This is a genomic window from Streptomyces sp. NPDC019937 (genome assembly GCF_040631655.1).
In the GTDB taxonomy this organism is placed as follows: domain Bacteria; phylum Actinomycetota; class Actinomycetes; order Streptomycetales; family Streptomycetaceae; genus Streptomyces.
The window spans coordinates 33,570-50,636 of record NZ_JBEYAL010000053.1; the positions used below are offsets into that span (position 1 = coordinate 33,570).

Consider the following 17,067-nt stretch of genomic DNA (forward strand, 5'->3'; position numbering starts at 1 on the left):
CCGGGTGACCCTCTGTGCCGCATGCTGATGAAGAGAAGCTGGTCGACTATCTGAGGCGAGTGGCGGGCGATCTCCACGAGACACGCCGCCGGCTCCGCGCCATGGAGGACCGCTCCCAGGAGCCGGTGGCCGTGGTGAGCATGGCCTGCCGGTATCCGGGCGGTGTACGGACGCCCGAGGACCTGTGGCGGCTCGTCGCCTCCGGCGACCACGCGATGGGGGAGTTCCCCACGGACCGCGGCTGGGACCTGGAGAACCTGTTCCACCCGGACCCCGACCACCCCGGCACCAGCCACGCCCGTGAGGGCGGCTTCCTGTACGACGCCGACCGGTTCGACCCCGAGTTCTTCGGCATCAGCCCGCGCGAGGCCGTGGCCGTCGACCCCCAGCAGCGGCTGCTGCTGGAGGTGGCCTGGGAACTGCTGGAGCGCGCCGGGATCGACCCTGTCACGCTCAAGGGCAGCTCGACGGGCGTCTACGCCGGGACCGCCCTCCCCGGCTTCGGCACGCCGCACATCGACAGGAGCGCCGAGGGCTATCTGGTGACGGGCAACGCCCCCAGTGTGCTGTCGGGCCGGGTGGCGTACACGCTCGGGCTCGAAGGGCCCGCGGTGACGGTGGACACGGCGTGTTCGTCGTCGCTGGTGGCGATGCATCTGGCCTGTCAGGCGCTGCGGCAGGGCGAATGCGGGCTGGCCCTGGCCGGTGGCGTGACGGTGATGGCCATCCCGAACGTGTTCACCGAGTTCTCCCGGCAGCGGGGCCTCGCGCCCGACGGCCGGTGCAAGGCGTTCTCCGCGGACGCGGACGGCACCGCCTTCGCCGAGGGCGTCGGCCTGGTGCTGCTGGAGCGGCTGTCCGACGCCCGCCGCCACGGCCATCGGGTACTGGCGGTCATCAGGGGCTCGGCCATCAACCAGGACGGCGCCTCGAACGGCCTGACCGCGCCCAACGGACCCTCCCAACAGCGCGTCATCACCCAGGCGTTGGCGAACGCCCGACTGTCGACGGCCGAGGTGGACGTGGTCGAGGCCCATGGCACCGGCACCCGGCTGGGCGACCCCATCGAGGCGCATGCGCTGCTGACCACGTACGGCCAGGACCGGCCCGACGGAAAGCCCCTGTGGCTGGGGTCCGTCAAGTCGAACATCGGCCACACCCAGGGCGCGGCGGGCGTGGCGGGCGTCATCAAGATGATCATGGCGATGCGGCACGAAACGCTGCCCGCCACCTTGAACGTCAAACGACCCACCCCTCATGTGAACTGGGACGCGGGCGCCGTACGCCTACTCACCGAACCCGTCCCCTGGCCATCGGGGGAACGCCCGCGCCGGGCCGCGGTGTCCTCGTTCGGCATCTCCGGAACCAACGCCCACCTCCTCCTCGAATCCGCACCGGCCGACGCTCCAAGGCGTACGCCCACCGAGAGCACACCGCCCGGCGGCCGCGCGCTGCCCTGGGTGCTGTCCGCCCGTACCGGCCAGGCGCTGCGCGACCAGGCCGCGGCACTGGCCGCCCATGCCGACGCCCATCCGGGGCTGCCCCTGGCCGACGTGGGCTGGTCGCTCGCCAGGACCCGTACCGCCTTCGAACACCGGGCGGTGGTCCTCGGCGATGACCGCGACCAGCTGCTGACGGCCGTACGCGCGCTGGCCGATGGCCGGGACCACCCCGGGCTGACCCGGGCCGGGGCGGCCCGCTCCGGTGCCACGGCGTTCATGTTCACCGGTCAGGGCAGCCAACGGCCCGGCATGGGCGCGCAGTTGTACCGGACCTTCGCGGTGTTCGCCAGGGCCCTGGATGAGACCTGCGCCCATCTGGACCCACTCCTGGGGTGCTCGCTGCGCGACATCCTCTTCGCCGCCGAGGACCCCGCCGAGCACACCGCCGAGGCCCGCTCCCTGCACCGCACCGGACTGACCCAGGCGGCCCTCTTCGCCCTGGAGACCGCCCTCTTCCGGCTGGTGGAGTCCTTCGGGCTCGCCCCCGGATATCTGACCGGCCACTCCGTCGGCGAAATCGTCGCCGCACATGTGGCGGGCGTTCTGTCACTCCCGGACGCCTGCACGCTCGTCGCCGCCCGGGGGCGCCTCATGCAGGCGCTCCCGGCCGGTGGCGCCATGGCCGCCGTCGAAGCCACCGAGGAACAGGTCGTCCCCCTGCTCAGCGGGCATGCGGACCGTCTCTCCCTGGCCGCCGTCAACGGCCCCACCGCCCTCGTGGTGTCCGGCGCCGCGGACGCCGTAGAGGAGGTGGTGCGCACCCTCAGGGAGCGCGGCCACCGCACCAAGCGGCTGCGCGTCAGCCATGCCTTCCACTCGCCGCTCCTCCAGCCCATGCTGGACGACTTCCGCGAAGTCGCCCGCACCCTCACCTACCACGCGCCGCACATCCCGGTGATCTCCAACCTCACGGGTGAGCCGGCCGACGCCGACCAGCTGCGCGACCCGGAGTACTGGGTACGCCACGTCCGCGAGCCCGTACGGTTCCACGACGGGCTGCGGACCCTGCGCGCCGAGGGCGTGGTGCGCTACCTCGAACTCGGCCCGGACGCCGTCCTCACCACCATGGCCGAGGACGCCCTCGCCACCGAGGGGACGGCCGACGGGACGGCGCCGGTGTTCGCCGCCGCCCTGCGCCACGGCCGCGACGAGCCCCGCACCCTGCTCTCCGCCCTGGCCCGCATCCACATCGACGGCGGCACCGCCGACTTCTCCGCCGCGCTCCCGGACGGCGCGGGCCACGTCGACCTGCCCACCTACCGCTTCCAGCGCGAACGCTACTGGCGGCCGGCCCCGAACGGCACCGCAGACGTACGCGCCGCCGGACTCGGTGCCACCGGCCACCCCCTCCTCCAGGCCGTCGTGGAAACACCCGACGGCGAACTGCTCCTCACCGGGCGGCTGTCGCTGAACACCCACCCCTGGCTGGCGGATCACACCATCGCGGGCAGCGTGCCACTGCCCGGGACGGCCCTCCTGGAGCTGGCCCTGCTCGCCGGTGCGCGGACCGGGTGCGGCCTGGTCGACGACCTCACCCTCGAGACTCCGCTGCTCCTGCCCGCATCCGGCGCGGTATGCGTCCAGCTGGCCATCGCCGCCCCCGACGACGCGGGCCGACGGACGCTCACCCTCTCCTCCCGCCCCGCGGATGAGGACGACGAGGCCCCGGGAACCACGGACACCTGGCGCCGCCACGCCATAGGGCTCCTCGCCCCCGCGGCCCCGGCAGCGCCCGCCCCGGAGGCATCCCCGGCGTCGTGGCCACCGGCCGACGCCGTCCCGGTCGACGTGGCGGACCTGTACCGGCGCCTCACCGAGCAGGGGTACGCGTACGGCCCCGCCTTCCGCGGACTGCACGCCGCGTGGCGGCACGGTGAGGACCTGCTGGCCGAGGTGCGCCTGACCAGCGAGCAGCGCGGCGAGGCCGAGGGCTTCGGCCTGCATCCCGCCCTCCTCGACAGCGCACTGCACCCGGTGGAGGAACTGTTCAACGCCGACCGCGCGCGTCGTGGGCGCACACCGAGCACCGTCAGGCTGCCGTTCTCCTTCAGCGGGGTCCGGCTGTTCGCCACCGGCGCCAGCCGGCTACGGGTCCGCATCACCCCGACCGGCCCCGACACCGTCGCGCTCACCCTGACCGACGACCACGGCGCCGTGGCCGCCACCATCGAAACCCTCGGGCTGCGCGAGATCCCCGCCGACCGGTGGCGCGCCCCGCGTACCGACTCCTTGTACCGGCTCGACTGGCAGCCCCAGCACCAGCCCGAACCGCTGCCCGCAGGCCAACCGGCACCGGCCGGGGGCTGGGCCGTCATCGGCCCCGACCCCCTGGACGTGGATGGCGGCCGCGAACCCGTCCCCACCCACCCGGACCTGGCCGCGCTGCAGACCGCCATCGGCGCAGGGCTGCCCGTTCCGAGCCTCGTCATCCTGAGGTGCCCCGGCCGCGACATCGCGTCGCCCGATCCCGACCAGGCCCCCGCGCGGGTGCGCGCGGCCGCCCACCAGGTGCTGGACACGCTGCGCGCATGGCTGACCGACGAGCGGTTCGGCACGGCCCGGCTGGTGATCACCACCCACGGCGCGATCGCCGCCACCGCAGAGGACCCACCCGCCGACCTGACCACCGCACCCCTGTGGGGCCTGGTCCGCGCCGCACAGGCCGAACATCCCGAGCGCATCCTGCTGCTGGACCTGGACGACGACCCGGCCTCCCGCCACGCCCTGCGCACCGCCTTCCCGGCCGCCGTGGCGGCCGGTGAAACCGAGCTGGCGGTACGGGCCGGGACCGTACGCGTGCCCCGTCTGGCGCGGGTCCGCCCCGACGGGGCGCCGCCTCCCGCCCTCGACCCGGACGGAACCATCCTCATCACCGGCGGCACCGGGGCCCTCGGCCGACTGGTCGCCCGGCATCTGGCCACCGCGCACGGCGCCCGGCGTCTGCTGCTGGTCTCCCGGCGCGGCCCGGCCGCACACGACATCGACGCGTTCACCGCCGAACTGGCCGGCCTGGGGGCGGAGGCGCGGGTGGCGGCCTGTGACGTCGCCGATCCGGACGCGGTGGCCGGTCTGCTGGCCACGATCCCCGCCGCCCATCCGCTGACGGCCGTCGTCCACGCCGCCGGCGTGCTGGACGACGGGGTGGTCACCTCGCTGACCCCCGATCGGTTCGACGCCGTACTCGCCCCGAAGCTCGACGCGGCATGGCATCTGCACCGGCTGACCCGTGAGATGGCTCCGGCGGCGTTCGTGATGTTCTCCTCCGCCGCCTCCGTCATGGGCAACGGAGGCCAGGCCAACTACGCGGCCGCCAACATGTTCCTCAACGCCCTCGCCGAACACCGACGCGCCGAGGGCCTGGCAACCCACACGCTGGCCTGGGGGCTGCTGGCCCCGGCCGGTGGCATGACCCATGACCTCGACGACACCGACCTGGCCAGGATGGCGCGCTCCGGTGTCGCCCCCATCGCGGACGACCAGGTGCCGGTGCTGCTGGACACCGCGCTGACCACCCCGTACCCCGTCCTCGTACCGGCCCGGTTCGATCCGGCCGCGTTGCGCGCCCGGGCCGCCACCGGGCCGCTGCCACCCGTACTGCGGGCCCTGGTGCCCAGCCCCGCCCGGCCACCCGCCCAGGACGCCGGGCCGGTGGCCTGGGCCGAGCGGCTGGCCGGCCTGCCCGCCGCCGAACGGGACCGTCTCCTCGGCGAGCTGGTCCGCGACCAGGTCGCCACCGTGCTCGCCCATCCGGCACCGGAGACCATCGAGCTGGGCCGGGCCTTCCAGGAACTCGGCTTCGACTCCCTGACCGCCCTCGACCTGCGCAACCGGCTCAACGCGGCCACCGGGACCCGGATCCCGGCCACCGTCATCTTCGACTATCCGACCCCCGACGCCCTGGTGGGCTTCCTGCGCGAAAAGCTGATCGGGGCCCGCGACGGAACACCACTCGCCCCCGTGGCCTCGACGGTGGCCACCGACGGTGACCCCATCGCCATCGTCGGCATGGCCTGCCGCTACCCGGGCGGTGCCGACTCGCCGGACGAGCTGTGGCGGCTGGTGTCCGAGGGCGTCGACGCGATCGGCGCGTTCCCCGCGGACCGGGGCTGGGACCTGGCCGGGCTCTTCGACCCGGATCCGGACCACCCCGGCACCAGCTACGCCCGCGAGGGCGGTTTCCTGTACGACGCCGCACGCTTCGACGCCGAGTTCTTCGGCATCAGCCCGCGCGAGGCGCTGGCCACCGACCCGCAGCAGCGGCTGCTGCTGGAGACCGCCTGGCAGGCCTTCGAGGACGCGGGCATCGACCCGGTGACCCTGCGCGGCAGCCGGACCGCCGTGATCACCGGCGTCATGTACGACGACTACGGCAGCCGCTTCCTGGGCCGCACCCCGGAGGGTGTCGAGGGCCGCCTGATGACCGGCAGCACCCCGAGCATCGCCTCCGGCCGGGTCGCGTTCACCTTCGGCCTGGAGGGGCCCGCGGTGACGGTGGACACGGCGTGTTCGTCGTCGCTGGTGGCCATGCACCTCGCGGCCCAGGCGCTGCGCCAGGGCGAATGCGCGCTGGCCCTGGCGGGCGGCGTGACCGTGATGGCCACGCCGAACACCTTCGTCGAGTTCTCGCGGCAGCGCGGACTGGCCACGGACGGCCGCTGCAAGCCGTTCGCGGAGGCGGCCGACGGAACGGGCTGGGGCGAGGGCATCGGACTCCTCGTCCTGGAACGGCTGTCGGACGCCCGGCGCAACGGCCACCAGGTGCTCGCCCTGCTCCGGGGCTCGGCCGTCAACCAGGACGGCGCCTCCAACGGCCTGACCGCCCCCAACGGCCCCGCGCAGCAGCGGGTGATCCGGCAGGCGCTCGCCACCGCCCGCCTCACGCCGGCGGACATCGACGCGGTGGAGGCCCACGGCACCGGTACGACGCTGGGCGACCCGATCGAGGCACAGGCACTGCTCGCCACCTACGGACAGGAGCGGGCCGGCGGACGGCCCCTGTGGCTCGGCTCCATCAAGTCGAACATCGGCCACACCCAGGCAGCCGCCGGGGCCGCGGGCGTCATCAAAATGGTGATGGCGATGCGGCACGGACTGCTGCCCGCCTCCCTGCACATCGACGCACCGAGCCCGCATGTGGAGTGGCAGGACGGCGTACGGCTGCTGACCGAGGCGGTGGAATGGCCACACGAGGACCGGCCCCGCCGGGCCGCCGTGTCCTCCTTCGGCATCAGCGGCACCAACGCCCATGTGATCCTCGAACAGGTACCGGAGCCGACCGACACGGCGGAGCCCGCCGCCCACCAGGGCGTGGTGCCCTGGGTGCTGTCCGCACGTGGCGTCACGGCGCTGCGCGAGCAGGCCCGGGCCCTGGCCGCCCACCTCGGCACCACCCCCGGGGCCACGCCCGCCGAGGTGGGCTGGTCACTCATCAGGACCCGCACCCTCTTCGACCACCGGGCCGTGGTCGTCGGCGAAAGCCGGACGGAACTGCTGGCCGCCGTGGAAGCACTCGCGGCCGACGAAACCCACCCGGGCGTCGTGCGGTCTCATACGGGGACGGGCCCCCGCGCGGCCGGCCCGGTGCTGGTGTTCCCCGGCCAGGGATCGCAGTGGCAGGGGATGGGCGCCGAACTCCTCGACACCTCACCCGTGTTCGCGGAGCGGGTGGCCGCCTGCGAACGGGCCCTGGCCCCCTATGTCGGCTGGTCGCTCACCGACGTACTGCGCGGGCGCGGCACGGAAGGCGCCGCCGAGCTGAGCCGCGTCGATGTGGTGCAGCCGGTGCTGTGGGCGGTGATGGTGTCCCTGGCCGCCGTGTGGGCCGGTCATGGCGTGACACCCGCCGCCGTCGTGGGCCACAGCCAGGGCGAGATCGCCGCCGCCTGCGTGGCCGGGGCGCTCTCCCTCGACGACGGCGCCCGCATCGTGGCCCTGCGCAGCCGCGCCCTGCGGCGACTCGCGGGCGGCGGGGCGATGGCCTCCCTCGGCGTGGGCCGGGAACGGGCCGAGCGGCTGCTCACCGACCTGGGCGAGCGCGCGGCCGCGGTGGTGGTGGCGGCCGTCAACGGGCCCGCCTCGACGGTGGTGTCCGGACCGTCCGAGCAGGTGGCCGCGGCCGTGGCCGCCTGCCGTGACTCCGGCGAGCGGGCCCGGACGATCGAGGTGGACTACGCCTCCCACAGCCCCCAGGTCGACGAGATCACCGGCGAACTCACCCGGCTGCTGGAAGGCGTTCAGCCCGCACGAGAGCCCGGTTCGGACGCGGTCTTCTACTCCACCGTGACCGCCGGTCCTGCCGACCCCGCCGGACTCGACACCGCGTACTGGGTGCGCAACCTGCGTGACCAGGTGCGGTTCGCCGACGCCGTACGGGCCGCCCTGGCCGCTGGCCACCGCGTGTTCATCGAGGTCAGCACCCACCCCGTCCTCACTGTCGGCATGCAGGAAACTTTCGAGGAAGTGGGCAGCGATGCCATCGTGGTCCCCACCCTGCGGCGCGACCACGGCGGTCTGGCCCAGCTGGTGCGCTCGATGGCCCAGGCGTTCACCGCCGGGGTCGAGACGGACTGGGCCCCCCTGTTCCCGGCCGACCCCACGCCCCGTACCGTCCCGTTGCCGACGTACGCCTTCCAGCGCGACCGCTACTGGCTGGACGGGGCGGACGGACGCGGCGGCGACCCCGCCGACCTCGGACTGACCTCCGCCGACCACCCCCTCCTGGGGGCCGCCGTCGAACTCGCCGACGCAGGCAGCCATCTGCTCACCGGCCGCATCGCCACCGGCGGCGGCCACGGCTGGCTGACCGAACACGTGGTGGCCGGGGCACCCCTGGTGCCGGGCGCCGCGCTGGTCGAATGGGCGCTACGGGCCGCCGACGAGGCCGGATGCGCGGTGGTGGACGAACTGACCCTGCGAACCCCGCTGATCCTGCCCGAATCCGGCGGGCTGCGCGTCCAGGTGGCGGTGGGCGCGGCCGACGAGGACGGCCGCCGCGAGATGCGCGTCCACTCCCGCCCGGACACCGGCAGCGACGACACATGGCGGTGTCACGCCGACGGCGTCCTCGCCCCGTCCCCCGGCCACCCGGCACCCGAGCCCTTCGGGGCATGGCCGCCACCGGGCGCGGAACCGGTGGACGCGGACGGCTTCTACGACCGGGCCGCCGCCGACGGATACGCGTACGGGACCGCCTTCCAGGGCGTACGCACGCTCTGGCGGGACGGCGTCGATGTGCTGGCCGAGGTGGCGCTGCCCGAGGCCGCCGGTGACCGCGACGGCTTCGGCATCCACCCCGCGCTGCTGGACGCCGTACTCCACCCGGCCGCCCTGCTCACCGGACGGCCGCCAGGGCAGGACGACGACGGCCGGATGTGGCTGCCGTTCACCTGGAACGGAGTGTCCCTGTGGGCCGCCGGGGCGACCACGGTACGGGTCCGGCTGTCGCCGCAGGAGCGGAACGCGGACGGCGAGCGGGCGCTGCGAGTGACCGTGGCCGATGCCCAGGGCGACCCGGTCCTCACCGTCGACTCGCTCGTGCTGCGCCCCGCCCGTCCGGACCAGTGGCGCACCCCGGGCCGACGCGGCGCGGACGGGCTCTTCACGCTGGACTGGATCCCGCTGCCGGGGGCACCGGAGTCCGTGGCCGACGGCGGCGACTGGGTGGTGCTGGGCCCGGCGGACTGGGACACCGAGGGCGCCGTACGCCACCCGGATCTGGCGTCGCTGCTCGCGGCGGCCGACGGTGGCAGGCCCCTCCCCTCGGTGGCGCTGACCGGTGTCCCGCCCGCCCCGGCCGCCACCCCGGCCGAGGGCATGGCGGCCGTCCAGCGCATGGTGAGCCTGCTGCGGGAGTGGCTGGCCGAACCCCGGCTGGCCGACGCCCGGTTGGTGGTGGTGACGCGAGGCGCCGTCGCGGCCGGTGCGCCGGACGGGGACGGCCCCGGAGCGGATGCCGTGGACGCGGCCGGGGCGGCGGTGTGGGGGCTGCTGCGCAGCGCGCAGGCGGAGAACCCCGACCGGTTCGTCCTGCTCGACCTCGACCCCCGTGGCCGCGCGGATGATGCGCCGGGCGCAGGTGTCCTGGAGGGGGTGCTGCGCGCGATGGGGATGGCCGAACCGCAGGTGGCGGTTCGGGCGGGCCGGGTGTGGGCGCCGCGGCTGACGCGCGCCGGGGCCGCCGGAAGCGGCGGCCTGGTGGCCCCCGTGGCGCAACCGGCCTGGCGACTCGCCGTGGAAGGCGCCGCGACCATCGAGAACGTGACCCCGGTGCCCTGCCCCGAGGTGCTGGAACCGCTCGGCCCCGGTGAGGTCCGTATCGCGATCCACGCGGCAGGAGTCAACTTCCGCGACGCCCTGATCGCCGTGGGGATGTACCCGGGTGGCGGCGTGTTCCGGGGCAGTGAGGGCGCGGGCGTCGTCACGGACATCGGCGCCGGGGTGACCGGGCTCGCCGTGGGCGACCGTGTGATGGGCCTGTTCGAAGGCGCTTTCGGCTCACTGGCGGTGGCGGACGCGCGGATGGTGGTGGCGATCCCGGACGGCTGGACCTTCCAGCAGGCCGCCGCCGTACCGGTGGTGTTCCTCACCGCCTGGTACGGACTGGTGGACCTGGCCGGACTGCGGCGCGGGGAGTCGGTGCTCATCCACGCCGCGACCGGCGGCGTCGGCGCGGCCGCCGTCCAGATCGCCCGCCACCTGGGCGCCGAGGTGTACGCCACGGCGAGTCCCGGAAAGCACGCGGTGCTGGAGGAAATGGGCATCGACCCCGCACACCGGGCCTCGTCCCGCACCCTCGACTTCGAGACCGAACTACGGGACGCCACCGGCGGCCGTGGCGTGGATGTGGTGCTGAACAGCCTCGCCGGCCCCTTCGTCGACGCCTCCCTGCGCCTGCTGGCCGACGGCGGACGGCTCTCCGAAATGGGCAAGACCGACATCCGCGACCCGCGGCACATCGCCGCCACCCACCCCGGTGTCCGCTACCGGGCCTTCGACCTGGTGCCCGACGCCGGGCCGGACCGCGTCGGCGAGATGCTGCGCACGCTACGGGAGCTGTTCACCGCCGGGGCGCTGCGGCCCGCACCCGTACGGACATGGCCGCTGAGCAGGGCGCGAGAAGCGCTGCGGCAGCTCAGCCAGGCCCGCCACACCGGCAAGCTGGTCCTCGACGTGCCCGCCACCGTGGACCCGGACGGTACGGTACTCATCACGGGCGGCACCGGCACCCTGGGCGGCGTCGTCGCCGAACACCTCGTACGCACCTGGCGGGTCCGCCACCTGGTGCTGGCGAGCAGGCGCGGCCCGGACGCACCGGGCGCCGCCGAACTGGCCACCCGTCTCCTCGAACTGGGCGCCCACGTGCGAGTGGTCGCGATGGACGTCACGGACGCGGCCGCGGTGAAGGAGCTGGTGGCGGGGATCGGTCCGGAGCATCCGCTGACCGGAGTCATCCACGCCACGGGTGTACTCGACGACGCGGTGCTCACCTCCCAGACCCCGGAGCGGGTGGCACGAGTATGGGACGCCAAGGCCACGGCGGCGGCCCATCTGCACGCGGCCACCGCGCATCTGCGGCTCGGCATGTTCGTGATGTTCTCCTCCGCGGCCGGGGTGCTGGGCAGCCCCGGGCAGGCCAACTACGCGGCGGCGAACGCCTTTTGCGACGCCTTGGCCGCCCGCCGCCGGGCCGAAGGGCTGCCGGGACTGTCGGTGGCCTGGGGGCTGTGGGCCGACGCCAGCGGCATGACCGGCCACCTGGCCGAGGCCGACCTCGCCCGCATGGCCCGTACGGGCGTGGGCGCCCTCGGCACTCAGCAGGGCCTGGCCCTGCTCGACGCCGCCGTCCAGCACGGCGGCGACCTGCTGGTGGCGGCCGACGTGAACCCCCGCACCCTGGCCGCCCTGCCCGCCGAGCGCCTGCCCGCCATCCTGCGCGCACTCGCCACCACCAGCGGCGGTGGCGGCACCGGACGGCGTACGGCGGCGGCCGCCGACGCGGAACAGCCCGTCGACTGGGCCGACAGGCTGGCCGGGCTGTCGCCGACCGAGCGCCACCGGCTGGTGCTGGGCCTGGTCCGCGCTCACGCGGCCACCGTGCTGGGACACACGGACGTGAACGCGGTACAGGCCGAGACCAGCTTCAAGGAACTCGGCTTCGATTCGCTGACCGCCGTGGAACTGCGCAACCGGCTCGCCGCCGCCACCGGGCTGCGGCTGCCCGCCGCGATGGTCTTCGACTACCCCGAGGCCGCGGTGCTCGCCGATTACCTGCTGGAACGGCTCGCACCCGACGACGCACCCACCGCGGGCCGGGACGGCGTGGACCCCGTTCTGGGCGAGCTGGCCAGGCTGGACCACACCCTGGACTCCCTCGACACGGACGACGAGGGACGGCACAGGATCGCCACACGGCTGAGCGGACTGCTGGCGAAGGTGAACGGCGGATCGACCGAGGCGCCCGGCCCGACGGACTTCGACGCCCTCGAATCCGCTTCGGACGACGAGATGTTCGCGCTCATTGACCGTGAACTGCCCTGATGGAGGAGCGAGGACAGATGCCGGGTACGGGTACGGGTACGGAAGAAAAGCTCCGCCAGTATCTCAAGCGAGTGACGGCCGATCTGGGGCAGACGCGTCAGCGCTTGCGCGAGGTGGAGGAGCGGGCGCAGGAACCGGTGGCCATCGTCAGCATGGCCTGCCGCTTCCCGGGCGGGATCGCCTCCCCCGAGGACCTGTGGCACCTCGTCGCCTCCGGCCAGGACGCCATCGGGGACTTCCCGAAGGACCGCGGCTGGGACCTGGACGGCCTGTACCACCCGGACCCGGACCACTCCGGCACCAGCTACGTCCGCCGGGGCGGCTTCCTGCGAGGCGCCGACGGATTCGACGCCACCTTCTTCGGCATCAGCCCGCGGGAGGCACTGGCCGCCGAACCGCAGCAGCGCCAGCTCCTGGAAGTCTCCTGGGAACTGCTCGAACGCGCCGGAATCGACCCCACCTCGCTCAAGGGCACCCCGACCGGGGTCTACGCCGGCGCCGGAATCCTCGGCTTCGGCACCCCCCACATCGAAAGGAGCGCGGAAGGATATCTGCTCACCGGCAACACGCTCAGCGTCGTCTCGGGCCGGGTCGCCTTCACCCTCGGCCTCGAAGGACCCGCGGTGACCGTGGACACCGCGTGTTCCTCATCCCTGGTCGCCATGCACCTGGCCTGCCAGGCGCTCCGGCAGGGCGAATGCACCCTGGCCATGGCCGGCGGCGTCACGGTGATGACCACCCCGCACACCTTCGTGGAATTCTCCCGCCAGCGCGGGCTGGCCCCCGACGGCCGCTGCAAGCCCTTCGCGGCGGCCGCCGACGGTACGGGATTCTCCGAAGGCGTCGGCCTGCTGCTCCTGGAACGGCTCTCGGACGCACGACGCAACGGACACCAGGTCCTCGCGGTGCTCCGGGGTTCGGCGATCAACCAGGACGGCGCGTCGAACGGTCTGACCGCCCCGAACGGGCCGTCGCAGCAGCGAGTGATCCGACAGGCCCTCATCAACGCCCAGCTGTCCTCCGCCGAGGTGGACGCCGTCGAGGCCCATGGCACCGGGACCACGCTCGGCGACCCCATCGAGGCGGACGCGCTGATCGCCACCTACGGCCAGGACCGGCCGCAGGGCCGCCCCCTGTGGCTGGGGTCGTTGAAGTCCAACATCGGCCATACGCAGGGCGCGGCGGGTGTGGCCGGTGTGATCAAGATGGTGATGGCGCTGCGCCACGAAATGCTGCCCGCGACCTTGTACGTCGATGAGCCGACCCCGCACGCGGACTGGAGCGGTGGCGCGGTACGGCTGCTGACCGAGCCGGTGGCGTGGCCGCGCGGCGAGCGCCCGCGGCGCGCGGGTGTGTCGGCGTTCGGTATTTCCGGCACCAACGCGCACGTGATCGTGGAGCAGGCACCGGACGCACCCGAGGCGGAGCCGGTGCCCGAACACGGTGGTGTGGTGCCGTGGGTGCTGTCGGCGCGGAGTGTGGAGGCGTTGCGGGGTCAGGCGGCGGCGTTGGCGGGGCGGGTGGCCGGTGGTGAGGTGACGCCTGCCGAGGTCGGTTGGTCGTTGGTCAGGTCGCGGTCGGTGTTCGAGCATCGTGCGGTGGTGGTGGGTGAGGACGGTGCGGAGTTGCTGGCCGGGGTGGGGGCGTTGGCGGTGGGGGAGTCGCATCCGGGTGTGGTGTGTTCGGGTGTTCCGGCGCTGGCGGGTGGTGCGGGTCCGGTGTTGGTGTTTCCGGGGCAGGGTTCGCAGTGGGTGGGGATGGGTGCTTCCTTGCTCGATGTGTCGCCGGTGTTTGCGGCGCGGGTGGTGGAGTGTGAGCGGGCGTTGTCGCCGTATGTGGATTGGTCGCTGAGTGGCGTATTGCGTGGCACCGGGGGCGGTTTAGACCGGGTTGATGTGGTGCAGCCGGTGTTGTGGGCGGTGATGGTGTCGCTTGCGGCGGTATGGGCCGGGCACGGTGTGAGGCCTGCGGCGGTGGTGGGCCATAGTCAGGGTGAGATCGCGGCGGCTGTGGTGGCGGGGGCGCTGTCGTTGGAGGATGGCGCGAGGGTGGTGGCGCTGCGTAGCCGGGCTCTGCGCCGGCTTGCTGGTGGTGGGGCGATGGCGTCGCTCGGTGTGGGCCAGGAGCAGGCCGGACAGGTACTGGCCCGGCTCGGGGAGCAGGCCGCGGCGGTGGGCGTGGCGGCGGTCAACGGCCCTGCGGCGACGGTGGTTTCGGGTCCTCCTGAGCAGGTGGCCGCAGTGGTGTCCGTATGCCGGGAGAACGGCGACCGGGCACGCCTGATCGATGTGGACTACGCCTCGCACGGCCCCCAGGTCGACGAGATCCGCGACGAGCTGATGCGCGTACTGGACGGCGTGGCCCCCGTCGCCGCGCCCTCGAACGACGTGACCTTCTACTCGACGGTGACCGGCGGCCGCGCCGATCCGGCCGCTCTGGACGCCGCGTACTGGGTGACGAACCTGCGGGAGCCGGTGCGGTTCGCGGAGACGGTCGAGGCGCTGGTGGCCGATGGGCACCGGGTGTTCATCGAGGCCAGCACCCACCCCGTGCTCACCGTCGGCATGGAGGAGACCTTCGAGCGGGCGGGCGTCGACGCGGTGACCGTGCCGACGCTGCGCCGCGACCACGGTGGCCGGGCGCAGCTCGTACGGTCCCTCGCGCAGGCGTTCGTGGCGGGCGCCCCCGTGGACTGGACGGCTTTGTTCCCCGCCGAGCCGACGCCCCGCACCGTGGACCTGCCCACCTACCCGTTCCAGCACCAACGCTTCTGGATGGCCGGATCGGGTGGGAATGGCGACCCCGGTGGCCTCGGCCTGGTCGCCGCCGGGCATCCGCTGCTGGGTGCCGCGGTCGAACTTGCCGATGGCAGTACGCACCTGCTCACCGGCAGGATCACGGCCGCCGGTGGCGAGGGGTGGCTCAACGACCATGTGGTGGCCGGGACCGCACTGGCGCCGGGCGCGGTGCTCGTGGAGTGGGCGTTGCGGGCGGCCGACGAGGTCGGCTGCGGTGGGGTGGAGGAGCTGGCGCTCCAGGTGCCCCTGGCGCTGCCCGAGTCGGGGAGCTTGCGCGTACAGGTCGTGGTGGGTGAGGCGGCAGAGGACGGGCGGCGTGAGGTTCAGGTGTACTCCCGTCCCGGGGACGCCGGCTCCGTAGCGGGGTGGGTGTGCCATGCGGAGGGCGTACTGAGCCCACCACGTGAGGACATCGAGTCGACGCCCGAGGGCTTGCGGGGTGCGTGGCCCCCGGCGGGCGCGCAGCCGGTGGAGCTGGACGGGTTCTACGAGCAGGCCGCGGTGGCGGGATATGCGTACGGGCCGTCCTTCCGGGGGCTGCGCGCGATGTGGCGCGACGGCTCGGATGTCCTCGCCGAGGTGGCGCTGCCCGAGGCAGCGGGGGATGAGGAGGGCTTCGGGATTCACCCGGCGATTCTGGACGCCGCGCTGCACCCGGCCCTGCTGATCGCCTCGTCCGAGCAGGGGCGGGGCGACGACCAGGTGTGGTTGCCGTTCGCCTGGAACGGCGTGTCCTTGTGGGCCACCGGCGCCACCACCGTGCGGCTACGGATCTCCCCGCAGCAGCACGGAGTGGACGGCGAGCGGGGACTGCGGATGGTGGTGGCCGACGCCGCCGGGGATCCGGTCCTGACGGTGAACTCCCTGGTGACCCGCCCGGCACGCATCGAGCAGTTGCGGACTGCGGGTGCGGGTGCGGGTGGCGTGGACGGGCTGTTCGCGCTGGAGTGGACGCCGCTGCCTGCCGTGCCGGTCGCGGCGGATGACGACGACTGGGCGGCGGTCTTGGGCCCGAACGACGCGGACGAGGATCTGGGGTCGTTGATCGCGGCACTCGGTGACGAAGGACCGGTCCCGTCCGTCGTCCTCGCCTGCCTTTCGCACTCCGACACGGGGGCCGTGTCGGCGGACGGCGGCCTGTCTCTGGCGGAGCGGACGTTGAGGCTGTTGCAGGGGTGGCTCACCGAACCGCGCCTGGCCGATGCCCGGTTGGTGGTGGTGACGCGGGGTGCGGTCGCCCACGCCGAGCATGACGCCCCGGACGTAGCAGGTGCCGCCGTATGGGGTTTGGTGCGCAGTGCGCAGGCGGAGCACCCGGGACGCTTCCTCCTGCTCGACCTCGCGCCCGGCGCTGACCCGCTCACAGACGGTGTGCGGGACGCGGTCGCCTGTGCGGTGGAACGGGACGAGCCCCAGCTGGCGGTACGGGACGGCCAGGTGCTGGTGCCCCGGCTGAAGCGGGCCGGCAGCGACCAGCCGTTGGACGTGCCCGTCGCGCTCGACCCCGACGGCACGGTGCTCATCACGGGCGGAACGGGCACGCTGGGCGGCCTGGTCGCCGAACACCTCGTCCGTACGTGGCAGGTCGGCCACCTTCTGCTGGTGAGCCGCCGTGGGCCGGCCGCCCCCGGCGCACGGGACCTGGCCGAGCGGCTGGAAGACCTCGGCGCGCGGGTACGAATCGCCGCGGTGGACGTCACGGACGCGACCGCGGTGACGGAGCTGGTGGCGGGGATCGATGCGGAGCATCCGCTGACCGGCGTCATCCACGCCGCGGGTGTGCTCGACGACGCGGTACTCGCCTCGCAGACCCCGGAGCGTCTGGCGGCGGTGTGGAGGGCCAAGGCCACGGCGGCGGCCCATCTGCACGCGGCGACGGCGGGTCTGCCGCTGGGCATGTTCGTGCTGTTCTCCTCGGCCGCCGGAGTGCTGGGCAGCCCGGGACAGGCCAACTACGCGGCCGCGAACGCCTTCTGCGATGCCCTGGCCGCTCACCGCCGGGCCATCGGCCTTCCGGCGCTGTCGGTGGCATGGGGGCTCTGGGCCCGGTCCAGCGGCCTGACCGGCAAGCTCGCCGAGGTGGACCGGGCCCGGATGTCCCGTTCGGGCATCGCCGCGATGCCCACCCCCAAGGCGCTGGCCCTGCTGGATGCCGCGTGCCGGCTCGCGCGTCCGCTGGCGGTCGCGGTGGACCTTGATGTGGTGGGGGTGGCTGGGGGTGATGTGCCTGC

At 73.9% G+C, this 17,067-nt stretch carries 2 protein-coding genes; both read left to right on the forward strand.

Annotation, left to right across the window (positions count from 1 at the left end):
- Positions 1-14: 14 nt before the first annotated feature.
- Entirely contained in the window at positions 15-12,038 is a 12,024-nt protein-coding gene (locus tag ABZ562_RS36410) for an SDR family NAD(P)-dependent oxidoreductase (RefSeq protein WP_361488358.1), read from the forward strand.
- 17 nt (positions 12,039-12,055) lie between these two features.
- Positions 12,056-17,067, forward strand: a 5,012-nt coding sequence (locus ABZ562_RS36415; protein WP_361488361.1) for a type I polyketide synthase, incomplete at its 3' end; no start/stop codon positions are given.